Here is a 21,305-nt window from a genome sequence, read left to right as displayed (position 1 = left end):
GGTCTGGGGGCAATTCCCGGGTCGGCCGACGTGCACCGGAAACCTTTGCGCCAATACCGCATCGATTCCCCGAGCCCGCTCAGCGGCCACACACAGCCGAGCAAATAGCCGGGCCGATACGCGAGTCGAAAGAATCTCTCGACCATTGCGACGTGTTCAGCCATAGCGAACTGGCTTGAATGGGATTCGGCGGCATAGACTATCCGAATTGGCATTCGAAAGAAATATCCGCATCTACCCTAAGGATGGCTCATGGCCAAGAAAGTAACCGTCACGGTGGTCGACGATTACGACGGCACATCGAAGGCGGACGAGACCATTCGCTTTTCCCTCGACAACGTGATCTACGAGATCGATCTGTCGACCAAGAACGCGGGCAAGTTGCGCGCGACCCTCGAACCGTGGACGGAAAGCGCTCGTCGCACCGGTCGCCTGACCAAGCCGCGTGGCGTCGGCAAAGGCTTCGGTTCGACGGTCGACCGGGACCAATCGCTGGTGATCCGTGAATGGGCCCGCAAGAACGGCCACAAGGTATCGGCCCGCGGCCGAATCTCCGCCGACGTGGTCGCCGCCTACCACAGCGCACAGAAGTAGAAAACTCAACATCATTGGTCGATACCGAGGACGCCGAGCCCGGGCCGACAAAGGTGTTGACGCCCGCCCTCATATATCGATGGCTTCTCAGAGCGACGAATGAACGCCGCTCCAAGAAGCCGATCTGATGCACACCGCTCACACCGGCACGGGTATCGCTGGCAGCTCCATGTTCGGTCCGCCCGTCGATCTTGGTCGACTGATATTCGCATTCACGAGGTGTAGCGGATTGCGCCGAATCTATCGCGTTCGATGGTTCCGATTTGTGTGCGGCAATCCCTATTCCGGTGGCAACGAATGGACCCGGCCGACCTGCTGCGCTTCATCGACGATGGCATTGGTGATGTCGGTTTCACGGAGCAGATCCAGCCGGTCTGTTACCCGAGGTGGAATCGGGCGGTGTCCGGTGGGCCGATCAGACGGACGTGGTCGGCACTGCCGATTTCCGGGGTGTGCCGAACCAGCAGGACAGTGCCTCGCGGAGCGCGAGCGCGGCGGCATCAGCGGGTTCATCGATCGTTGCGGCCCAGGCGATTTGGGCATCCGGGCGGATCAGCAGGGCATCGGCCGGCCGGTCTTCGGTTTTTGCGGTGTGGATATCTATCCGATGCTGCCAGTCTCGGGCGATCTCACGGAGGTCCGGGCGGTCGGCGAGGTCGAGGAGGACGGGCCGTGCGGTGCGCACGAGTTCCGCGACGCTGGTTGTGCCCTGGTCGGTGTGCAGGGTGAGGTCGGGTGCGAAGGTGCCGGTCAGAGCGTGCTGGTCGGAGTTCGGTAGTGGGTAGCGGATGTCGGTGCCCGCGATAAGGGCTCCCATGCGGCGCAATGGCTGCTCGTCGACGAGCAATTCCTGGATAACCGCCCGAAGTGCTTCGGCGGCTGGGTCGTGTCCGCGCCGCAGTGCCACCTGGGCTCGGGTCTGTAGCAGTGCGCGGGCACCGGCGAAGTGGCGTTCATCGTGATATGTGTCCAGCAGGCCGGTCGGCGCCCAGCCGTTGATATCGGCGGCCAGCTTCCAGGCAAGGTTGACCGCGTCGAGCATGCCGACATTCATCGCCGAGCCGGTGGCGGGCAGCAGGTGGGCCGCATCGCCAGCGAGCAGGATCCGCCCGTCACGGTACCGTTCGGCCTGACGAGCTTGAAATTGGTAGCGCGACAGCCGAATCGGGTCTCCCAGGGGGAGATTGCCGCCGAGTACGCGCCGGATGCTCCCCTGGAGCTCGGTCATGGTCATCGGCACGTCATCGTCGACTTCGGTGAGCTCGTCCTCCGTGGTTTGCAGGAACAGAACCCCGGGGGTGAGTGACCCGACCGCGAACACACCGCGGTCTGTTCGGGTGAAACCCGTACGGATCCGGCCCAGTTCGGGAACATCGAGATCGCCGTTGTCGAGCATGGTCACCGAATCGGGCATGCTGACCTGCGCGAGCCGGTTGACCTCTGGATAAGTGGTGCCGGGGAACGGGATGCCCGCCAGGCCGCGGACCCGGCTGCGCGCCCCGTCGCAGCCCACCAGATATCGGGCGGTCACCCGATACGGTCCGTCCGGCCCGCGCACATCCGCGGTCACCGTGGCGTCGTCCTGGCTCACCCCGACTACCTCGTGTCCGCGGCGGATGTCGGCGCCCAGTTCACGAGCGTGCTCGTCGAGCAGGCGCTCGAGTCGCCGCTGCGGGAGCGGCAAACCTTCCAGTGGGGGATCTGCCAGGTGCGTAAAGTCCAGATGCACTCCCCCGAACGGGAATATCGGAGCCGGAGTGGGGTCGGTCACGGCCGCGCGGATCCGTTCCAGGAGGCCCCGGTAGTGCAGCAGTTGCAGGATCTGCCCGCCGAGACCGTGGGCCTTCGGGGTGTCCCGGAGCTGTGGGTGGCGCTCCAGTATCAGCGGCCGCACTCCGGCCAGGCACAGCTCAGCGGCCAGCATCAGGCCGGTCGGGCCGGCGCCCACGATGATCACGTCGGTGTCGGTCACGCGCCGTTCCTCTCGAACTGTCTCGTCGCGTCCCGGCTCGTCGACAACACGCATTCGGTACTCCATTTCCGCAGGTTCTGAACTCGGCCTGCGATTCTGCAGCATGCCCCGGGTCTTGCCGCAAGCCCCCGGGTGCGCTATATGTTGAGAGTGGGAAGGGAGTGTTTCCCTTTGACCATTTCGGGAACCGTGATCTCCGGCGTGCTCACCGTGCGCAGGGCCTGGCGGAACTGAGCGAACTTGTCCAGCACCGTCTCGCCGACCGTTGAGTGACCCCAGATACTGATGCCCCGATAGGTTGTTGGCTCCCAGGTGGATTCGAGTTCCGGACCGATCACGATCGGGTTCCAGCCGACCTCGAGCTCGAATCCGGACGGCGTCACGCAGTAGTACGACAGTTCGCGGTCGTTGGTGTGCTGTCCGACCGACCACGCCATGCGGAAACCCAGATCCTTGACGCGCTGGAAGGATGCGAGCATGTCATCCAAGGTCGCGGACTGAATATTGATGTGCTGCACCCGAGTTCGAATCGGATCGATCTTCACCCCGCGCAGGTTGGCGATCGCGATCGAGTGGTGGCGCTCGTTGACCCGCAGGAATCGGATCTTCATCTTCAGCCCGGAGACGTTCTCGTCTATGTAGTCGCTCAGTCGGGAGTCGAAAACGGTGTGGTAGTAGCCGCGCATCGACTCCGGTTCGCGGGAAACGATCGCGACGTGCCCCATTCCCCCGTCCCCCGTCACCCAGCCCGAGCTGAGCATCCGCAGCGGTTCCGGGGTGGTCACCGCAACCGTGAAGATCTCCTGCACCAAACCTTTCGGGCCAGCGAAGCGCCACAGTCGCTCCACCCCGCGCAGGGCCGCCTCCGCCGATGTGCCCTCGGTGATCGGGACACCACGATCGGCCACCCGGGCGACGATGCGGTCGAAGGTCTCGTGATCATCGACCTGCCAGCCCAAGGCCATGACATCCTCGGCGGGGCCGCGCTGGACCAGGAATCGGCAGGCGCGATCGTCCAGACGGAAGCGCAGCGCGTCCGCGCCGGTCTCGTCCACGTGCATCCCGATCGCGTCGGCAGCGAACCGCCGCCAGTCGGGCAGCCGATTCGATTGCACGACTACATAACCCAGATGGACGGCACCGAAAACCGAACCGTCGATATTCGGGCGCAGAAAGCCGCTCATGACCGCGTCTCCCGACTCGACACCGACGGGCCGGATCCGGCCGCACCGTAGATTTCGTGTCCGCCAAACCGCACCGTCCATCCGATGCCGACACCTTTGTCGATGCTCGTCACAGCTACCTCCACAGCCTCTAATGATCGAATCATCAGTTGCGAGGCAACACTCCGTCAAGTAAATCTGATGATTTTGTCAGAAAGTGCGGAAACATGCCGACCGCGCGGGATCAAACCGTGCGACGACGCCGGGGTTTCGGCAGGTCAGCTACTGACCCTCTCCACACTTCTGATGATCCATTGACGTTCTGATGAAATCATCATACTGTAAGGACCACTACCGGAACAATCCCCGGATGTGGTCCTTCGGGTCGAAAGCCCCCCAATGACGAGAGGTCTCGACGTGACCGTCCAGCGCTCCTACGATGTCGCGATCGTCGGCTACGGCCCGTCCGGTGTGACTGCCGCGAACTTCCTCGGCCGACTCGGCCTCGAGGTCGTCGTCATCGAACGAGACGAGTCCATCTACAGCCGGGCCAGGGCGATCGCGACCGACGAGGAGGTCATCCGCATCTGGCAGCGGCTCGACCTGGCCGAACGACTCGAACAGGACATGCTGGCGGATAAGCCGCTCGAGTTCGTCGACGATGCGGGCCGCTCGTTCCTGAACTTCGTTCCGGCACCGCGCGGCAATGGCCATCCCACGCAGGTGTTCATTTACCAGCCCGCGCTAGAGCAGGTGCTCCGCGACGGTGTGGACCGGTATCCGAATGTGAAAGTCCTTCTGCAGCACGAATGTATGCGCACCCGTCAAGACGACGACGGCGTCGAATTGCTGGTCGCCGATCTGCGCGCGGACACCTTCGAGCGCATACGCGCGTCCTATGTGATCGCCGCCGACGGCGGCTCCAGCCCGACCCGCGGGCTGCTCGGGGTGGGTTTCGAGGGGCGAACCTACGAGGACCGCTGGGTAGTCATCGATACCGAGGTCATCAATGAATGGCCGACCCACGATCGGCTGCGGTTCCATTGCAACCCGGCCCGACCCGCCGTGGACTGCCCCACCCCACTCGGTCATCACCGCTGGGAGTTCCCCGTACTGCCCGGTGAAGACGAAAAGGAACTCGTCACCGATGCCGCCGTGTGGCGTCTGCTCAATGCCCAGGGCATTACCGACAGTGAGGTCAAAATTCTTCGTGCGGTCGTCTACAGCCATCATGTCCGGTTCGCCGATCGGTGGCGGGTCGGCCGCATCTTTCTGGCCGGTGATGCCGCACATGTCATGCCGCCGTGGATCGGACAGGGCATGGCCGCCGGGGTCCGCGATGTGGCGAATCTGTGCTGGAAGCTCGCCGCGGTGGTCACCGGATCGCTGCCCGAGAGCGTGCTCGACAGCTACGAGGTGGAACGCCAACCACATGTCCGCGAGGTGACCAAGGCGGCAGTGTTTTTCGGTCGCGTCATCACCGAGCGGCGGCCGCCGCTGACCGCCGCGCGAAATATCGCCTTCCGCACAGCCCTGCGACTTCCGTTCGTCGGCGATTACCTGCGCAGCGCCAAATGGTTTCCGGCGGCCCACTATCCGAAGGGTTTGCTTTCCCCGTCGAAGCACGCGGCGGTGGGACATCTACCACCACAGCCCTGGGTGCTCGACGAGGTCGGCGACCGCGAGCGACTCGACGATGTGATCGGGGCCGGGTGGCGGCTGATCCATCTCGGACCGGCACGCGCCTGGCCCGAGTGGACGGCCGCCGGGGTGCCCCTGATGCGGCTCCAACCAGCGGGGACGGCGATATCGCGAGGGGCTGCCGTCGATATCGACAACACCCTCATCGACTGGATGCGCCGGCACGACGCGACGGTGCTGGCGCTGCGGCCCGATGGGTTCGTCTACGCCGCCGCCGATGCGAACGAGACATTGCCGTCTCCGCCGAACGGACTCACGGTGGCAGCCGAAATATCCAGCCCAACAGAACGATTCACCGATAAGGGATAGGAAAATGAGCACACCGACGATGATCGAGCAGACCGTCGATGTAGGCGGCAAAACGATCTTCTACGCCGAGACCGGCGCAGGCCCGGCCGTATTGCTGCTGCACGGGGGCGGCCCCGGCGCCTCCGGGGTCTCCAACTTCTCCCGCAATATCGCCGAATTGGCAAAGAGCTTCCGGGTGATCGTGCCGGATCTGCCGGGCTATGGAAGATCCAGTAAGGGTGTCGACCAGAACGACCCGTTCGGCTATCTGGCCGACTCCATTCGCGGCCTGCTCGACCGACTCGACATTCGCAAGGCGCATTTGGTCGGCAACTCCTACGGCGGCGCGTGTGCGCTGCGACTGGCGCTGGACACCCCCGATCGTGTCGACCGCATGGTCCTGATGGGCCCCGGCGGAATCGGCACCACCCGCGCGCTACCGACCACCGGGCTGCAACATCTCCTCGCGTACTACGGCGGCGCCGGCCCCTCCCGCGAGAAGCTGGAAACCTTCATCCGCGAAGACCTCGTCTTCGACGGCAGTGCGGTGCCTGCCGAGGTCATCGACACCCGCTACCAGTCGAGCATCGACCCCGAGGTCATCGCGAATCCGCCACTGCGTCGCCCGTCCGGCCTGCGCACCCTGTGGCGGATGGATTTCACCCGCGACAGCCGGCTGGCCGAGTTGGCCACTCCGACCCTGGTGATCTGGGGCAGCGCCGACAAGGTCAACCGCCCCAGCGGGGGAAAGATGTTGGCGGACATCATGCCCAACTGCGATCTGCTACTCGCCGCGAACGCCGGGCACTGGGTGCAGTGGGAACGCGCCGACTATTTCAACCAGGTCACCCATACCTTCCTGACGGTCTGAGTCCGGACAACTCATTGGCTGCCCTGGCCGGTCGGGTGGGTGATCTGGCGCCACTCGCGATCCCAGTGGATGTGGCGCTGGCGGTCGAGGGCCCAGGCGGTGGCGCAGAGGAAGGCCGCCGCGCCGAGCCAGATTTCGAGCAGCACGGCCGCGCCGACACTGATGCCGTGCACGGCGGCGAGGCTGGATCGCAGCGGGGCGCTGGTCGGGAGTCCGTCCGGGCCGAGCCAGACCGGGGTCGGCTGACCCGCTTTTGCGTTATCGGGGACGCCGATTATCGCGGTCGCGGACTTTCCGTCGCGGGTCCAGGACACCTGCGCCTGGTAGTGCTCGACCATCGAGCCGTTTCGGTCCGCGACCGGTGCCGTGGCCCGCACGGGATTGCCGGTGATGGTGGCAGTCACAGCGACTTTCGATGCATTCTCGGCGCGGATCCGCGCCGAGGCCGTGCCGTAAGCGGCAGTCCCTGCTGCCGCCGCGATCGGCACTGCGATCAGCACGATCAGGACGGCCAGAATCCGCATGATCCCCTGGCAGCGATCCGACATCCGCATCAGTGGGCTGGGATTCCAGGGCTGCACACGCCAGAGGCGCACCGGCAGCGTTGGCGACTCCGACACGTTCATCACCTCCTACGGCGGAGCCACGGCCCCCGCGCAACCGCGACCCCTACTACGAGCATTCCCCTACACCACCAGTTGATGCACCCCCGAAAGCCGATAAACCGGGTGCGAAATTGGATGAACTCCCCTCGATGCGGGGGTTCATCAGGTATCTCGCACCTATCGAGACGGATTCGGCGCCTGGTAGCCCCGTAGGCCGAAAATCCGAACAACGCCCAGCGCGACCATGCCGGCACCGAGACCGAAGTGCAGCCAGTTGTCGGCGGTGTTCGCCGGGCTGAAGTTCGCTTCGCTGGTCGGTGACCAGGCCCGTTTACGAGCGGTCACCTGCGCCGACCCGCGCTCGATGAACGAGCCGACGGCACGGGACAAACCCGCAGGTCCGACCAGGTCTGCCGAGAGCATCGACCGCCGAAACGCCACGCCATCGCCAGCGCTGGGCAACGGTTGAACGCGCAGTAGGGTCGACACCCCTGGGGCCGCGATTTCGAGAGGTATCAGTTGTCGATACGGGTAGCGCTGATCATCGTGCTGCTGGCCGGAGTCGCCGAGTGCACCAGCGCCCGGCGACTGGATCCGAGCGCCCATCCGGTGATCGATATCGGACTGGCGCGCCGGTGACTATCCGCAGATGACCTCGACCGCACCGGCGAGCAGTGCCAGTCCACGGTTCAGCTCATCCTCGGTAATGGTCAACGGCGGCAACAGCTTTACCACTTCGTCGGTGGAGCCCGAGGTTTCGACCAGCAGCCCGCGTTCGAAGGCAAGTTGAGATACTTTGCCCGCACGCGAGGCGTCCTCGAAGACGAGTCCGTGCACCAGCCCACGCCCACGGGTCGACACACCCGGGAACGCCGCCGCGATATCGGCGAGGGCGGCCGCCACGAGCTCGCCCTTGGCCAGCGTCGCGAACTCCAGCGCGGTATCGGACCAGTAGTGCTCGAGCGCCACCCGCGCGGTGACGAATGCCGCATTGTTGCCGCGGAAGGTGCCATTGTGCTCACCGGGCGCCCACTGATCGAGTTCGGGCTTGAAGAGCACCAGCGCCATGGGCAATCCGTAGCCGCCGATCGATTTGGACAGCGTCACGATATCGGGCGTGATACCGGCCAGCTCGAACGAGAAGAACCCGCCGGTCCGCCCGCAACCCATCTGCACATCGTCGACGATCAGCAAAATGCCACGCGCCGAGCACAACTCGGCCAACTGCCGCAGCCATTGCGCGCGTGCGACATTCACCCCGCCCTCCCCCTGCACCGTCTCCACTATCACCGCGGCGGGCTTGTCCAGGCCGGAGGACGAATCGTCTAGCGCGCGCCGCAGCCACCGCAGATCGTCGTGCTCGTCGAGGAATCCGTCGTAGGGCATGGGCGTCACATGCGGCAGCGGCACACCGGCTCCGGCGCGTTTGGCGGCATTACCCGTCACCGCCAACGCGCCGAGCGACATGCCGTGGAAGGCGTTGGTGAAGCTGACAACGGTCTGGCGGCCGGTGACTTTTCGGGCCAGCTTCAGCGCGGCCTCAACGGCATTCGCGCCGGTCGGGCCGGGAAACTGCACCTTGTAGTCCAGACCGCGCGGCGCGAAGATCCGGTCCCGCAGGGCCTCCAGCAGTCCCCGCTTGGCGACGGTCGACATATCGAGGCTGTGGGTGATCCCGTCACCGACGATGTAGTCGATCAGCGCCCGCTTGAGGATGGGGTTGTTGTGGCCATAGTTGAGTGCGCCGGCACCCGCGAAGAAGTCCAGGTAGTCCTTGCCGTTCTCATCGCGCAGCCAGGCGCCGCTGCCGGTATCGAAGACGGCGGGCCAAGCTCGGCAGTACCCGCGCACGTTGGACTCGAGTGACTCGAAAACGGTCATCGGGACGACAGTCATCGACGATCCTTCCTGTCGTGCGCGAGCGACTCCGCCCACTCGATGCGACGGCGCAAATCTGAAGTGACTGTGTTTCTAACATCGGCGCACCGGCTTTGTAGCACTTTTCCAAAAATCGCGCGCACACCTACCGCGCGTCCGCCCGGTCGCCGTAGAGTTAACCGTTTGTGCGCGGCAGTGTGGAGAGCGACAGATCGCTGCCCTTGGCAGCACCCGCGTTCCGAACCGCACGGTTGTATCTCTATCTCGCCCGGGCCGGATTCCGGCGCCAATCCCAGTACAAACTCGCGATGTTCGCCGGACTCTTCACCAACTGCGTCTTCGGGTTCGTCCGCGCCGCGGTCATGATGGCCGCGGTGCGCGCCTCCGGCGGGTTCGATGGTTACGACGCGGGATCGATCGGCGCCTACGTCTGGCTGTCACAGGCCCTGCTCGGCGCGACCCAATTCATGGGTCCACCACTGGAATTGGTGGACCGGGTCAAGAACGGCGATATCGCGATCGACTTCCTACGTCCGGTCGATGTCCAATTCAGCTATCTCACCATCGATCTCGGCCGCGCCGCCTGCACCATCCTGCCGCGCGGCGCGCCGAGTGTGCTGGTCGGCGTGTTCACCTTCGGGCTCGCCATGCCCGGCACACCGGGCCCCTACCTACTCGGACTGGTCAGTGTGGTTCTGGCCGTTGCGTTGTCGTTTCTATGCCTTTTCGCCGTCGGATTGATCGGATTCTGGGTGGTGGAGACACGCGGAATCCGGGTGCTATACCAGATTTGCGGCACGTTCCTGGCCGGGCTATTTGTTCCGGTGCACATGTTCCCGGCATGGCTGCGCACCGTCGCGCAGGCCACCCCGTTCCCGTCGATCCTGCAGTCGCCGATCGACATCCTGTCGGGTCGGGTCACCGGACTGACCGCCGTGACGGTCGTTGCCACACAGGTCTTCTGGGTGCTCGCGGTCGGTGCGATCGGCCGCGTGCTGTTGGCGGCCGGACGTCGCAGGCTGGAGGTGCAGGGTGGCTGAGCCTCCGTATACGCCCCTACCGGCCGGAACGTGGTTCACCCCGTACGCGGCCGTGTTGCGATCCCGGATACGGGCCCAACGCACCTACCGATTGTCCTTCGCCAGTGAGGTATTCAGCGCCTTCCTGATCGGCGTTGTCGAGTTCGCCGAGGTATGGGTCATCTACCACAACGTCCGGGTGCTCGGCGGGCTCGACCTGAACGGCGCACTATTGCTGTTCGGCCTCAGCAATACCGGATTCGCACTGGCCCAAGTCCTGTTCGGCCACCTCGATTCGCTACCGACGCTCATCCGGCTCGGTACGCTCGACGCCTACCACCTACGCCCCCAACCACTACTGCTGCAGCTGATCACCAGCGATATTTCACTGCGCCGGTTGGCGCGCGCCTCGGTGGCGATCATCGTGCTCGGATCGGGACTGATTCGCAACGATATCGATTGGGGGCCCCGGACTTTCGTACTCTTGACGACCACCCTGATAAGTGGCGTCGCCGTCTTCGGCGGCCTGTTCGTCTGCGCCGCGGGCGCACAGTTCTACCTGATCGACGGTTCGGAACTGACCAACAGCTTCACCTACGGGGGCTCGTTCGCCGCCATGCAACCCGCTTCGGTGTTCCCGACATCGCTGAAGCTGGTGTTCGGCTTCGCCATTCCGGTCGCGTTCACGGCGTACCTACCGACCATCGCACTCCTGCACCTACCCGGCCCGCCGCTGCTGCCATCCTGGCTGGCCTGGTTGACACCGTTGGCGGCGCTGTGGGTGTGGCTGCTCGCGTTGGGCTTGTGGCGACTAGGTACTCGGCACTATCAAGGAGGGGGCGGATAAGCGTGGTAGAGAGCGCGCTACCGGACTCGATCATCGACATCGAGAATCTGACAAGAGAATTCACGCTGCACCGCAAGAACGGGCATCGCTGGCGACGCAGCCGCGAGACGCTCACCGCGGTCGACCGGATGACGTTCCGAATCGAACGCGGCTCGGCGGTGGGCTATATCGGGGCGAACGGGGCGGGCAAATCCACCACGATCAAAATGCTGACCGGCATTCTGGTCCCGACCTCGGGCACGGTGCGCACCTGTGGTCTCGACCCGGTACGCCAGCGGCGCGAACTCGCCGCCCGCATCGGGGTGGTCTTCGGCCAGCGCTCCCAGCTGTGGTGGGATCTGCCACTGCGCGAATCGTTTTCGATCCTGGCCGCCATCCATCGGCTGGAACCCGATGTCGCCCAAAAACGCACCTACGAGCTGGTCGAACAGTTGGAGATGGCCGAGACGCTGGATACCCCGGTGCGCCAGCTCTCGCTGGGTCAGCGCATGCGGGCCGAGGTCGCCGCGGCGCTGCTGCACTCGCCCGAACTGGTCATTCTCGACGAGCCGACCATCGGCCTGGATGTGCTGTCGAAACAGCGACTACGCGAATTCCTCCGCGCCGAACGCACCGAGCGCGGCACCACGCTGCTGCTCACCACCCACGATATGGGCGATATCGAACGGCTCTGTGATCGGGTGCTCGTCGTCGACCGCGGCAGCCTGGTGTACGACGGTTCACTGACCGGGCTCGCGGTGCGGGTGGGCGCCCGGCGGGTGCTGGTCGTCGATCTGGTCGAACCCACCCGCAATCTCGACGATCTGCCGAGTACCGAACTGCTGACCAGCGAGGGCAACGGGATGCGGCAGCGTTTGGCCTTCGATGCCGAAGCAACCACGGCCGCACAGGTTCTCGCCGCCGTATCCGATCGCGCCGAGGTGCGCGATCTGTCCATAGAAGAGCCGGACATCGAGGATGTGGTCCGGCGGATCTATGAATCCGCGTGGTGACCGCGACTCGCTGTCCGGCTCCCGATTCTATTGCTATTCAGTCACTTTCGGGTTCACGCGGGCCCTGGTCGAGCCGGAACGGCGGGTATTCGTCACGCATCAGCGAGGCATAGGCACCGACCCGGATGGACCAGCGATGCACGCCGAGCAGGAAGTCGAACAGGCCCTTGGGATACACCGCGGTGAAAAGCAGTGCCACCACAGCGACCAGCAGCAGCAGATTGGCAAGGGTGAATCCGCCCCAGCCGTTGTCGCCGCCGCCCACACCGGCACTGAAGACCGCGCCGAGGATCAGATAGTGCGGAATGGCCAGCAGCCACCACTTCACCAGCACCAGACCACGACTCAGCTGCTCCGGGTAGTCGATCTCCAGATCCGCCGGATAGTCGGGATCCGATTGCAGACTGAACGGCGGGTACTTATCGGTGCCGAGCACCGAGTAGGCGTAGAAGCCGACCCGCCACCCCCAACGCATGACTCCGACATTGAAGTCGAATAGCGCGCGCGGATACTGCCCGGTGATCAGGATCGCGAAGAATGCAATGACCGAAACGATCACGTACGCGATATATAGGAATATCAGAATGATGGCGTGTGGGATGGCCAGGATCCACTTGACCAGCCACATCCACCGCGATAGCGCGGGATCGAGATCTCCTCGGACACGTACCGGATCGACCGGGCTCGCGGCTTTGGCGGTGTTCTCGGGCTCCATGATCGATGCTCCTTCCAGGTGCTTCGATGCCTCGACAACGAGTGAGGAATGTCCTGATTGTCCCGTACTGGACATTCGCTCACGCCACGTTCAGATACCGACACGCCAACGAAAAGGTGCGCGGTGGGTGCGGTGAATCGCGTTCCCCACAGTGCAGGCCCCGAAGTCCCGGGGACACCAAGCGGCCGACAGGAACCGCTGGGACGCTCCACTATTCAATGATCAGATCACCGGTCACGTCCATGACAACGTGCGTACCAGGGCGTCGAGGGCGGCCGGATAGGCACCGTCGGATGGTGACCCGAAGCCTACGACGATTGCTTGTGGGCGGTTGTGTCGTTGGTCGGGCGAGAGCCACATGTTCGACAGGCCGTCGATGGCCAGGCCGTATTCGGTAGCGCGGGTGAGTACTTCGGCCTCGGTCAGGCTGGCGGGTTCGAGGCGGATCAGGGCATGAAGGCCGGCGGGGATGCCAGCCAACGCAAAACCCGTGAGGGGGCGGCCTGCGCGTGGTTCGAGGCGGTCCGCGAGCAGATCTCGGCGGCGGCGGTAGCGCAGGCGGCTCGATCGGATATGCCGGTCGTAGGCGTGTGAGGTGATCAGTTCGGCGAGGGTCAGTTGGCCCAGGGTTTCGGAATGATGGTCGGCGAGTTGCTTGGCCTCGGTGACCGCGCCGACCCACCGTGATGGCAGCACCATCCACGCCAGGCGAAGGCCGGGACCCAGTGTCTTGGACGCACTGCCGAGATAGACGACATCCTCGGGCGCGATTCCCTGAATCGCGCCGACCGGTTGCCGGTCGTAACGGAACTCGCCGTCGTAATCATCCTCGATGACCAGATGTCCGGCCTGCGCCCACTGCGCCAGATCCTGGCGCCGTGACGGGCTCAGCGTCGATCCGATCGGAAACTGGTGGCTCGGCGTCACTACGGCCGCGCCGACACCATCGAAGGCGTCGGTGGTCAACCGATCCACTTGGGCACCAAAGTCATCGACGGGCAAGGGCACGACAGTCGGCCCGGACATTCGGACGGCGTCGCGAAACAGCGGTATGTAGGGGTCCTCCATGGCTATCGCCGATATGCCAGAGGCCGACAGCACGCTACCGAGCAGCGCCAACGCCTGCTGCACGCCCGTGGTGATGATGATCCGATCCGGCGATGCCAGGACCCCGCGGGTGCGCCCCAAGTACTCGGTCAGCGCCGAGCGCAGCTCGATCCGGCCACGTGGGTCGCCGTATCCGAACGCATCTCGCGGCGCGCGATTGAGGGCGGACCGCGACGCCCGCAGCCAGGCAGCGGTGGGAAATCGACTCAAATCCGGACTGCCCGAACGCAAGTCGTGACGCACCGGCACCGGCGGGATCCGGCCATGATCGGCAATGGTCGAAGCGGCGATCGCACCCGCGGTGTGCGCGACGCGGGTCCCGGATCCTTGCCGTGCCACCAGATGGCCCTCGGCGATCAATTGGTCATAGGCGGCACTGACGGTTCCACGCGACACTCCGAGCTCGGCGGCCAGGGTCCGCGTGGAGGGCAGTCGGGTTCCGGCACTCAAACGCCCATCGCGAATCGCCTCGCGCAGAGCATCTTCCAACCCGTTGCGGCGACCCGCGCCGGAATCGACAGGTAGATGCAGATCAATATCCAAAGTGGACCAATAATCAGGCATCTAATTGGCTCCAAACATAGGGCCATTATGTCGCTACGGTCGAAGCATGACAACGAACACCCACCTCTGAGTACTCATGTCGCCCAGATCAACGGCTGCGTCTACTGCATCGACATGCACCAGCGCGATGCGGTCGCAGGCGGCGACTCCTGGCGTCGGGTCGGCCTGCTCCCGGCCTGGCGAGAGTCGCCTTCTTCACACCCCGCGAGCGCGCCGCCTTCGCCTTGGCCGAGGCAATGACGCGGATCGCCGACAGTGAAGTGAGCCAAGACATCTGGAACCAGCCCGCCGCTCAGCTCGATAAGAAAGAGCTCCCACACCCGGTGTGGGACATCGCCATCATCAACACCTGGACCCGGATCGGCGCAACCACCCGGCCCTGGCCCCTGCCCGGCGACGCGAACTCATAACCCCCACCTTTCCCCTGAACCCAAGGAGTCACTCATGTCCTCTGTCGTCATCACCTACTGCAAGCCCTGCGGATACCTCGGGCGCGCCCAGGCCGCCGCAGACGCACTCGGCACGCAACTCGGCGTCACCCCCGAGTTGGTGCCCGGCAAGGGCGGAGTCTTCCGCGTCACCGTCGACGGCACCATCGTGGCCACCAAATCGCGCCAGGGCTTTCCCGGCCCCGCGGAAATCGTCAAAGCTGTCGCAGAATCCCTCGTCTGAGCTAACCCCGAAAACCGGCCCCCAAGTGATGCTGGGGGCCACTTGGGTCTTCGGGGCGAAACCTTTACGGACGCTTGAACTCTCCGTCGGCTACGCCAGCAGTGAAGGCATCCCATTCACCAGGCGTGAAGACCAGGGCGGGACCGGTCGGGTTCTTCGAGTCCCGCACGCCGATCTGACCGTCATCAAGGAAGGCGACTTCTACACACTCTTGACTGGCCGAACTCCGGCTGCTCTTGAACCAATCCGCTTCCGACATACCGGCACTCACTCAATATGCTCCTTCGCACCGGCAATGAACACGTCCCACTCGCTCGGCGTAAACACGAGCGCCGGGCCAGCGGGGTTCTTGGAGTCCCGCACGCCGACCCGGCCGTCATCGAGGAAGGCCACTTCCACACAGTCCTGGCTGCCTCCGCTGCGAGTGCTCTTGAACCACCGAGCCCCGGAGAGGTCAACGTTCACGCTCGTACTCCCTTGCTGCCCTGCGAAGCAGGTCCCTACTCGACTCTGGACTCAACGCTACGCGACCGATGGTCTCGTGCGCTGCCCTGTATCGGCTGACGCTTTCCTGCCGCTCGAGGTACATGGCACCAGTGAAGTTCTCAACGTAGACAACAGACGGTTCGCGCTTGCCTTTCGCGTCCGAGGCGAAGTCTACGATCGTGAACGGACCGGTCAGGTCCCCCAGCGGAACGCCAGCAACATAGGCCAAGGCCCTTACCGTGATATTGGGTTTAGTACTGAGATCAGCCAGATGGCGCAGCTGCTCGGCCATGATTCGCGGATTTCCGACCATCCGGCGCAGGACTGATTCATCCAAGATGACATCGACAGCAGCGGGGCGACCTTTGCGCGTGATGAGTCTCTGGCGGTGCATCTTCATCTCTACCCTGCGAGTGATCTCAGACGATGGGTCCTCCGGGTACACCGCGCGGATCAGCGTCTCCGCATAACCAGGAGTTTGAAACAGTCCGGGCACGAGTTCCTGGAACGACGTGAGCGTGCTCGCCGCCGATTCCAGGCCGATGTACACATCGAAGTCCTTCGGGATCAGATCCCCGTATTCATGCCACCAGCTCTCGGTGTTCCCCTGCTGCGCGAGTCCCTTCAGCGCATCGGTGGTCGTCTCGTCCGCGCCCAGCACCCGGCACAGCGCCTCGATATCCCACAAGCGGATTCGATCGGCGGTACCGGATTCGAGCCGCTGGAGCGTGGTCGCCCCGCGTTCGATCAGTTTGGCGACCTCGGCGATAGACATTCCGGTCTGTTGGCGCAGCTCCCGTAGATGCCGTCCGAGTTGCCGCCGCGGGACGGTCGAGCCGACTTCCGCACCCGGCTTGGCGGGTCGCCTGGACCTCGCCTTCGGCGCCCGTTCGGATGCTGAGTCGTTTATGGACAACGCGAACCTCCTGGCTGGATGGTGGTGTGCCACTTCGCGAACGATCGTGCCGCACCAGCCGGATCCTCCGCAGCGAATTCTGATGACTTGCAACGGATCATCCAATTTCGAGTGTCTTTCACGACTGCACGGTGTGTGCTCGATGCGCGCCCGACGGGGAGAACGACCCGCTAGCCCCACCAGCAGTCCACTCCCACATCGACATTCAGGAGTTGTTGGGCCGGGCGCGCCAAACATTCGTCGAGGTCCGGGAGGTCGGCAAATGCCGAGCCGAGAGCTTCCACAGCGAGACCCGTTCATCGGGCCGCCCGCAATCTACACCGGCGCTTCCGCCGAGGTAGTCGAACAGTTCGCCGACGCCGTCCGGGAGTGGGCAAACCGGCCTGCACCCGCAGAACCGTCCCGGTGCCGGGGTGTCGAGTCCCCCGGCATCGGGCGCACCAAGGGGAAGGTGTCGTAATGCGCCGAGATCCATTGCGCACCACACAGACTCGAGACGGCCGCAAGACCGTCGTCTGGCAACTCGTCCGCAGTTCCGCACGAATCCTGCGCGTGCAGTTCCCGCACGAAGCGTTCACCGCCCATCGAGTCCCGTCGCGAACGCTGGTCCCCGACGCACAACCCGGCACGATTCTGTTCGACACCTACCCCGACCTGGTCGACGCCCGCCGATTGCTCCCCGAGCACAACGACCTCTGGAACGCACTCCGCAACGACTACTGGACCGCCCTGCTGCGCGCCACCGACCTCCCAAACCCGTTGGGACGTAACGCAGATGACTGAGAACCGACCCCAGCGAAACAACATCGCCCCATCCGTCCGGGCACTGCTCGCCACCTTCCACGAAGACACCCGGCGCAAACTCGAACTGGCCCCCGTCGATAGCAGCCCACTGTGCGAGCGCGCAGACGGTTCACTGTGCGAGATCGGTGCCGACGGCTGGCCCATGGAGTACGACGACCTGGACGAAGCCGAAGCAATCACCGACGAATCGACCGATGTTCACGATAGCGAGGACCCATGAGTCCCTTGATATCTCGACCCGTCAACATACGCTCGACACCATGATCATCTGACTACTTTCGTTCACGGTGAAGATGCACGCTTCGCGTGCGCAAGTTATGGACTTGGCGGGATCTATCAGCTCTGTGTCAGCGGTCGTGTCAGCACGATGTCAGTCCGGCGTCAGGACGGCGGGCGATTGTTGCCTCCGTAATCAGTTCGGCGAGTACGACATACGCCGACCCGGGCAGAACAGATTCAAAGGGAGCAACCACCATGTCCGTCACTCTCACCCTCACCGACCAGGACAAGGCCACCCTGCGGACCGCCGCGTACGGCGCCGTCTCGCTGATCGCCGCCGCTGATGCCACCGGCAAGCCGCACAAGGCCGCCACCAACGGCAGCAACGCGCTGTACGCCGCGACCGGCCTGGTCGGGCACGTGCTCGCCGCGAAGTCCAAGGACATCGAACTGAAGGGCAAGAACGTCGCCGAACTCGCCGACCAGGTGCTGCCGGCACTCACCGCAGCCATGAGCCTTCTCGGGCAGCAGGATCCGGCCGAGGCCGAGAACTTCCGCAGCACCATCCTGGTCGCTATCGACGCCGCGACCCGGACCCACCAGGGCCGGCCCAGCCCCACCGTGGCCGCGATGACCAGCAAGATCACCGGAGCCCTGTACGCCGCGTGAGGGGATGAGCCGGGAGAGGCTGGTGCCTTTGAACGTCGGCGGTATCGCTGAACGTCGGCGGTATCGCTGAACGTCGCCGTGTGGGATGTCGGCTGTACATCCGGCGCCAGGCAGACCCGTCGGCTGAATGACCGCGCCGATAACGCGCGACCTTCGGGGAGCACCGTCGAGGCCATGGGCACCACGCCGGGACGGGTCCCGCAAATCGAACGCTATAAACAAGGAGATTTCTGATGGAACACAACACCAGCGGCTTTACTGAAGCGGGGCTGCGCAGAGTACGCGACGTGCTGGCCCGGCATGTCGATTCCGGAAAGATTCCCGGGGTCGTCGCCCTGGTCAGCCGGGGCGGACAGACACACGTCGAAGCGATCGGGACGATGCGCGCCGACGGGGACGCTCCGATGCGCCGGGACACGATCTTCCGGATGGCGTCCACGTCCAAGCCGGTCACGATGGCGGCGGCGATGATCCTGGTCGACGAATGTCGGTTGCGGCTCGACGACCCGGTAGACCCGTGGCTGCCCGAACTCGCCGACCGTCAGGTGCTGAGGCGGGCCGACGGACCACTGGAGGACACCGTGCCGGCGCAGCGACCGATCACCATACGGGACCTGCTGACCTCCACGTTCGGGCTCGGGGTGGATCTCACGCTGATGGGCTCCCCGATCATGGACGCGGTTCTCGACCGGTCCAACTACAGCGGGGAAGCCGCATCGGCGCCCGAGCCGGACAAGTGGATGCGCCTCCTGGGCGAGCTGCCGCTGTCGTACCAGCCCGGCGAACGGTGGCAGTACGAACTCAGCCACGATGTGCTCGCGGTGCTCGTCGCCCGGGTCGCGGGCCAGTCGTTCGAAAGCTTTCTGCGCGAACGCATCTTCGAACCGCTGGGCATGCAGGACACCGGCTTCCACGTGCCGGCAGGCAAGATCGACCGGCTGCCGCCCAGCTACGCCCCCGACCCGCAGACCGGCGAGTTCATCGTGTGGGACGAGGCCGTCGGCGGGAAGTTCAGCGAACCTCCGGTCTTCCAGCATGGCGGCGGCGGGCTGGTGTCCACCGCCGACGACTATCACGCCTACTTCCAGATGCTGCTCAACCACGGGATGCACGGGACCGAACGGATCCTGTCCCGGCCCGCCGTCGAGCTGATGACCACCAACCGCCTCACGCCCGAACAGAATGCCGCCCGAAATGCGCTGGCCAAGAACAACGTCCATATCTCATTCGGCCAAGGACAGCACGGCGGCTGGGGCTTCGGGATGGCGGTGCGCACCTACCGCGGCGACTACGCCCCCATCGGCCAGTTCGGCTGGGACGGCGGCACCGGCACATCCGCCTACGCCGACCCGAGCAACCAGCTCACCGGAATCCTGTTGACCCAGGTCGGGTTGTCGACCCCCGATCCGGCGTGGCTCATCCACGACTTCTGGACCACGGTCTACCAGGCCCTCGATTCCTAATCGGGGTGTCAAGCTCTGCACGGCTCGGATTCGTCCGTTCTCGGGCTGCGATGGCGGCCGGTTCGGGGGTGTAGCAGCGGTTGTTGCCTCAGGCCGGGTCGCCCGAGGGTGAGATCACCTCAGGCGACCGGACCTGAGCAATCTGAACAACAGATTCATCAGCCGAACGCTGAGCACCTGGGACCTGTACGCCTAGAGGGTGGACTCGTTGTGTCTAGGCGGACGTGCCATTCTTCAAGCAATGGGGCGGCCACACCCTGACGGCGGCCGGCCGCGAGCTCGGCGGCCGGATCTGGAATCAATTCCCGCAGAACAGGAGTGCGTCATACCGTGATTGACAGCTGTACATCTCGACGGCGAGCAGGCCGAAGACCGACCTACAACCAGGAACCGTCGAATCACCCTCTACCAGTGAACATCCCGAACTTCGTTGGATTCTCGGCGACTACGACAGCGGACTGGACAGAGTTGCCGTTCCGCAAAAAGAGGGTCAGCCGGGTGCCTGGCCCTGGGCCGAGTACAGACTCACTTCGCCGTCCTCGCCGAGGAAGGCGTTCACCAGCATGATCTGGCTCGCCTCCAGCTCGTCCCGATCGGGAGCGCTGGTGGTGATCGAAATCTGTGGTATCACCGCCCAGTTCACGACATAGCGTTCGGGCGGTCCGTCGTCGTCGGACAGGCGCGCGAGTCGAAAGACCGACACGGTCTTGCGGAGGATGAGCGTGCGCACGACCTCGGCGATTCGCTCGGGGTCTTCCAGCGCGAACATGAACCCGAATGTCAGCTCGGGCGAAGACACATATGCGGGCACAAACGTCGAGGTTAGTCTATCGAACGACGTCGCGGGGATGGCTCCCCAGAAGTGATTGCTGCCCATGCGCTCGGTGATTCCGTTAGGGCGTGAATGTTGGCACGCATGTGACCGATCCGTAACGGATCATAACGATTTCCAGGCAGCTCATCTGCTTTTACACCATACTATTGCGCCGATTCGACTATCGCGCTTTCCTGAAAAGGTCCCGATTTTCTCGGGCCGTCTTCCTCATCGCATCGTCGCGGATTTCCCGGTTTCTTTGCCGTGCTGGTGGACTGTGTGAGGGGGCGTCCGGGCTGCGGGGCTGCGCCGGAGCCGAGGGGTGCCCCTCCCCGAAATCCTCCTCGGCCCTGGCGCATCCAGACACATCAATCGTTACCGCAGGGGCGTGCATCATGCCTACCGAATATGCCGCAGGTCGAATCGGAGCCGTCGAGTTGCCATCGCCAGTGGCGCTACTGCGCGCATTTCGCGAACCCGACGATCCGAAGCGGCACCGGCATCGTGTGCTCGCCGTGGCACACGAATTGGTCGAATGCCATGAATGCAGGTACAACGCCCTGCTGGCGGCGCATGCTCCGGACGCGCCGAGCGGCTGCGTCGCGCAGAGCCTGCAACTCGTCGACGACACCGACGCGCACCGAACCGAACTTGTGGGCCGCATCGATAATTGGGTCGCCACCCATGTCCAGCACCGCACCGGCGCCTCGCTGCACACCGAGACCCTCGGCGCCGTCATCGATCGGATGGCGGCGAAATGGGTTGCGGCACAACATGCATTGGCTATTTCGACACCCGCCGGCCCGCACCCACTGCAGTTGGACGATGACGCCCAGCTGCAGTGGAGCCGGTTGGCCGAACTGGCCGACGGATACAAGGATCTGATCACCGACGTGGCCGAACACCGGCGCAGGCTGCCGGTGTGGTGATCACCGGGGGTCTTCGA

General features: G+C 64.5%; 24 protein-coding genes and 2 pseudogenes. 15 read left to right on the top strand and 11 right to left on the bottom strand.

Annotated features, from left to right (window positions below; genetic code table 11):
* Window positions 1-252: 252 nt before the first annotated feature.
* Entirely contained in the window at window positions 253-594 is a 342-nt protein-coding gene (locus ABZ293_RS15740) for an Lsr2 family protein (RefSeq protein WP_355181080.1), read from the top strand.
* A 415-nt stretch (window positions 595-1,009) separates the two neighbouring features.
* Here the strand turns inward: ABZ293_RS15740 and ABZ293_RS15735 are convergent, their stop codons facing one another.
* Together ABZ293_RS15735 and ABZ293_RS15730 are read right to left on the bottom strand one after the other, a co-directional pair.
* Complete coding sequence (locus ABZ293_RS15735; protein ID WP_355181078.1) at window positions 1,010-2,566, bottom strand: FAD-dependent monooxygenase; 1,557 nt, start codon at window positions 2,564-2,566, stop codon at window positions 1,010-1,012.
* Window positions 2,567-2,703: 137 nt separating this feature from the next.
* A complete protein-coding gene (locus tag ABZ293_RS15730) occupies window positions 2,704-3,750 on the bottom strand; it encodes a VOC family protein (RefSeq protein WP_355181076.1) in 1,047 nt (348 codons plus the stop codon).
* 378 nt (window positions 3,751-4,128) lie between these two features.
* On the opposite strand from ABZ293_RS15730, the gene ABZ293_RS15725 reads away from it, so the two are divergent.
* A complete protein-coding gene (locus ABZ293_RS15725) occupies window positions 4,129-5,739 on the top strand; it encodes a bifunctional 3-(3-hydroxy-phenyl)propionate/3-hydroxycinnamic acid hydroxylase (protein WP_355181074.1) in 1,611 nt (536 codons plus the stop codon).
* 4 nt (window positions 5,740-5,743) lie between these two features.
* On the top strand, window positions 5,744-6,589 hold the full coding sequence (locus ABZ293_RS15720) for an alpha/beta hydrolase (protein WP_355181072.1): 846 nt from the start codon (window positions 5,744-5,746) through the stop codon (window positions 6,587-6,589).
* A gap of 11 nt (window positions 6,590-6,600) precedes the next feature.
* Here ABZ293_RS15720 and ABZ293_RS15715 read toward each other — a convergent pair whose 3' ends face one another.
* The 3 genes and pseudogenes from ABZ293_RS15715 to ectB all read right to left on the bottom strand — a co-directional run bounded on the left by ABZ293_RS15715 (window position 6,601) and on the right by ectB (window position 9,090).
* Entirely contained in the window at window positions 6,601-7,209 is a 609-nt protein-coding gene (locus ABZ293_RS15715; protein ID WP_355181070.1) for a hypothetical protein, read from the bottom strand.
* A gap of 162 nt (window positions 7,210-7,371) precedes the next feature.
* Window positions 7,372-7,506, bottom strand: a pseudogene (locus ABZ293_RS15710) (DUF4383 domain-containing protein); the annotation flags it as partial.
* 327 nt (window positions 7,507-7,833) lie between these two features.
* Window positions 7,834-9,090 (bottom strand): diaminobutyrate--2-oxoglutarate transaminase, encoded by a 1,257-nt coding sequence (gene ectB / locus ABZ293_RS15705; RefSeq protein WP_355181068.1) that lies wholly within the window; start codon window positions 9,088-9,090, stop codon window positions 7,834-7,836.
* 203 nt (window positions 9,091-9,293) lie between these two features.
* Here ectB and ABZ293_RS15700 point away from each other — a divergent pair, with 203 nt between their 5' ends.
* From ABZ293_RS15700 to ABZ293_RS15690, 3 genes are read left to right on the top strand one after another with little or no spacing between them, the layout of a single operon-like run.
* Window positions 9,294-10,112 (top strand): ABC-2 family transporter protein, encoded by an 819-nt coding sequence (locus ABZ293_RS15700; protein ID WP_355181066.1) that lies wholly within the window; start codon window positions 9,294-9,296, stop codon window positions 10,110-10,112.
* Window positions 10,105-10,938, top strand: a complete 834-nt coding sequence (locus tag ABZ293_RS15695; protein WP_355181062.1) for an ABC-2 family transporter protein — start codon at window positions 10,105-10,107, stop codon at window positions 10,936-10,938. Before ABZ293_RS15700 ends, ABZ293_RS15695 begins: the two co-directional genes overlap by 8 nt.
* A 2-nt stretch (window positions 10,939-10,940) precedes the next feature.
* Window positions 10,941-11,930, top strand: coding sequence for an ATP-binding cassette domain-containing protein (locus ABZ293_RS15690; RefSeq protein WP_355181060.1), 990 nt, complete (start codon window positions 10,941-10,943; stop codon window positions 11,928-11,930).
* Between the two features lie 37 nt (window positions 11,931-11,967).
* Here ABZ293_RS15690 and ABZ293_RS15685 read toward each other — a convergent pair whose 3' ends face one another.
* Both ABZ293_RS15685 and ABZ293_RS15680 read right to left on the bottom strand, forming a co-directional pair.
* Complete coding sequence (locus ABZ293_RS15685) at window positions 11,968-12,645, bottom strand: DUF4389 domain-containing protein (RefSeq protein ID WP_355181058.1); 678 nt, start codon at window positions 12,643-12,645, stop codon at window positions 11,968-11,970.
* Between the two features lie 234 nt (window positions 12,646-12,879).
* Window positions 12,880-14,316, bottom strand: coding sequence for a PLP-dependent aminotransferase family protein (locus tag ABZ293_RS15680; protein ID WP_355181056.1), 1,437 nt, complete (start codon window positions 14,314-14,316; stop codon window positions 12,880-12,882).
* On the opposite strand from ABZ293_RS15680, the gene ABZ293_RS15675 reads away from it, so the two are divergent.
* From ABZ293_RS15675 to ABZ293_RS15665, 3 genes are read left to right on the top strand one after another with little or no spacing between them, the layout of a single operon-like run.
* On the top strand, window positions 14,278-14,556 hold the full coding sequence (locus ABZ293_RS15675) for a carboxymuconolactone decarboxylase family protein (protein WP_355181054.1): 279 nt from the start codon (window positions 14,278-14,280) through the stop codon (window positions 14,554-14,556). The two genes, ABZ293_RS15680 and ABZ293_RS15675, sit on opposite strands and share 39 nt — an antisense overlap.
* The gene (locus ABZ293_RS15670; protein ID WP_355181052.1) at window positions 14,553-14,726 is read left to right on the top strand and encodes a hypothetical protein; all 174 of its coding nucleotides are present in this window, start codon (window positions 14,553-14,555) and stop codon (window positions 14,724-14,726) included. The genes ABZ293_RS15675 and ABZ293_RS15670 overlap by 4 nt, the downstream gene beginning before the upstream one ends.
* Window positions 14,727-14,760: 34 nt before the next feature.
* A complete protein-coding gene (locus tag ABZ293_RS15665) occupies window positions 14,761-14,988 on the top strand; it encodes an Rdx family protein (RefSeq protein ID WP_355181050.1) in 228 nt (75 codons plus the stop codon).
* A gap of 64 nt (window positions 14,989-15,052) precedes the next feature.
* Here the strand turns inward: ABZ293_RS15665 and ABZ293_RS15660 are convergent, their stop codons facing one another.
* From ABZ293_RS15660 to ABZ293_RS15650, 3 genes are read right to left on the bottom strand one after another with little or no spacing between them, the layout of a single operon-like run.
* The gene (locus tag ABZ293_RS15660) at window positions 15,053-15,259 is read right to left on the bottom strand and encodes a DUF397 domain-containing protein (protein ID WP_355181048.1); all 207 of its coding nucleotides are present in this window, start codon (window positions 15,257-15,259) and stop codon (window positions 15,053-15,055) included.
* Entirely contained in the window at window positions 15,256-15,453 is a 198-nt protein-coding gene (locus ABZ293_RS15655; protein WP_355181046.1) for a DUF397 domain-containing protein, read from the bottom strand. Before ABZ293_RS15655 ends, ABZ293_RS15660 begins: the two co-directional genes overlap by 4 nt.
* Window positions 15,443-16,384 carry a helix-turn-helix transcriptional regulator gene (locus tag ABZ293_RS15650; protein WP_355181164.1) on the bottom strand — a complete coding sequence of 314 codons (942 nt, stop codon included), beginning with the start codon at window positions 16,382-16,384 and terminating at the stop codon, window positions 15,443-15,445. Before ABZ293_RS15650 ends, ABZ293_RS15655 begins: the two co-directional genes overlap by 11 nt.
* A 465-nt stretch (window positions 16,385-16,849) precedes the next feature.
* Here ABZ293_RS15650 and ABZ293_RS15645 point away from each other — a divergent pair, with 465 nt between their 5' ends.
* The 5 genes and pseudogenes from ABZ293_RS15645 to ABZ293_RS15625 form a co-directional block, all read left to right on the top strand.
* Window positions 16,850-17,173 (top strand): hypothetical protein, encoded by a 324-nt coding sequence (locus ABZ293_RS15645; protein WP_354961296.1) that lies wholly within the window; start codon window positions 16,850-16,852, stop codon window positions 17,171-17,173.
* Entirely contained in the window at window positions 17,166-17,414 is a 249-nt protein-coding gene (locus ABZ293_RS15640; protein WP_355181044.1) for a hypothetical protein, read from the top strand. Before ABZ293_RS15645 ends, ABZ293_RS15640 begins: the two co-directional genes overlap by 8 nt.
* A gap of 254 nt (window positions 17,415-17,668) precedes the next feature.
* Window positions 17,669-18,082 (top strand): hypothetical protein, encoded by a 414-nt coding sequence (locus ABZ293_RS15635; RefSeq protein WP_355181042.1) that lies wholly within the window; start codon window positions 17,669-17,671, stop codon window positions 18,080-18,082.
* A 233-nt stretch (window positions 18,083-18,315) separates the two neighbouring features.
* Window positions 18,316-19,545 carry a serine hydrolase domain-containing protein gene (locus tag ABZ293_RS15630; RefSeq protein WP_355181040.1) on the top strand — a complete coding sequence of 410 codons (1,230 nt, stop codon included), beginning with the start codon at window positions 18,316-18,318 and terminating at the stop codon, window positions 19,543-19,545.
* 218 nt (window positions 19,546-19,763) lie between these two features.
* A pseudogene (locus ABZ293_RS15625) lies at window positions 19,764-19,883 on the top strand (hypothetical protein); the annotation flags it as partial.
* Window positions 19,884-20,035: 152 nt separating this feature from the next.
* Here ABZ293_RS15625 and ABZ293_RS15620 read toward each other — a convergent pair.
* On the bottom strand, window positions 20,036-20,314 hold the full coding sequence (locus ABZ293_RS15620; protein ID WP_355181038.1) for a hypothetical protein: 279 nt from the start codon (window positions 20,312-20,314) through the stop codon (window positions 20,036-20,038).
* A 440-nt stretch (window positions 20,315-20,754) separates the two neighbouring features.
* Between ABZ293_RS15620 and ABZ293_RS15615 the strand changes: the two genes are divergently transcribed.
* A complete protein-coding gene (locus ABZ293_RS15615; protein WP_355181036.1) occupies window positions 20,755-21,288 on the top strand; it encodes a DUF4254 domain-containing protein in 534 nt (177 codons plus the stop codon).
* The last annotated feature ends 17 nt before the right edge of the window (window positions 21,289-21,305 follow it).

The organism is Nocardia sp. NPDC005998 (genome assembly GCF_040614395.1).
GTDB lineage: Bacteria > Actinomycetota > Actinomycetes > Mycobacteriales > Mycobacteriaceae > Nocardia.
The sequence above is the reverse complement of the archived record's forward strand: the minus strand, read 5'-3'. Positions and strand labels throughout refer to the sequence as shown.